This window comes from Pannonibacter sp. CBAS1226 (assembly GCF_055685825.1).
Genome location: NZ_JBVOUO010000036.1, coordinates 1 through 739 on the forward strand (window position 1 = coordinate 1; position 739 = coordinate 739).

1 protein-coding gene is annotated in these 739 nt (G+C 62.8%); it reads left to right on the forward strand.

Features of this window, described 5'->3' with window-relative positions:
* On the forward strand, nt 1-739 hold a 739-nt coding region (locus tag AC0CMF_RS25245), incomplete at both ends, for a flagellin N-terminal helical domain-containing protein (RefSeq protein WP_472482580.1).

The following is a 739-nucleotide window of genomic DNA, read 5'->3' on the forward strand; positions in this document are numbered from 1 at the left end:
CTGTCCGCCGCCGTACGGCAGAACCTGCTCACCCTGCAGCAGACTGCCGATTTCATGTCGGGCGTGCAGAACAAGCTCGCGACCGGCAAGAAGGTCAACTCGGCGCTCGACAATCCGAACTCCTTCTTCACCGCTTCCGGCCTCAACAACCGCGCCAAGGATCTGAGCACCCTGCTCGATGACATGGGCCAGGTTGTGCAGACGATGAAGGCTGCCGATCAGGGCATCACCAACATCACCAAGCTGACGGAGACGGCAAAGGCCAAGGCCAACCAGGCCCTGCAGACCCAGAGCCAGTACGAGCGCGCCCAATACGCCAAGCAGTACAACGATCTGCTCAAGCAGATCGAGGACATGGCCAAGGACAGCTCCTACAAGGGCAAGAACCTGCTGGCCGGCGAAGGCAACAACCTGACCGCCATCTTCAACGAGGACAACACCTCGAAGCTGACCGTCACGGCCGTTGACTACACCGACACCACCCTGTCCACGGGCCTCAACCTGCAGGACCTGGCACAGGCCAAGGGCGGCGCCACCTCCATGCAACTTGAAGGCGGCAAGTCTTCCGCAACCTTCCTGAATGCCTCGGGTGATGCCCTGTCTTCCGGTTCGCTCCTGCAGGATGCCACGGGCCTTGCCGTGGGCGACGTGCTGCAGCTGCGCACCGCAGCCAGCGGCGGCGGCGCCGGTGTGACCGGCTACACCAACATCACCATCGGCGCCAACACCACGGTGCAGA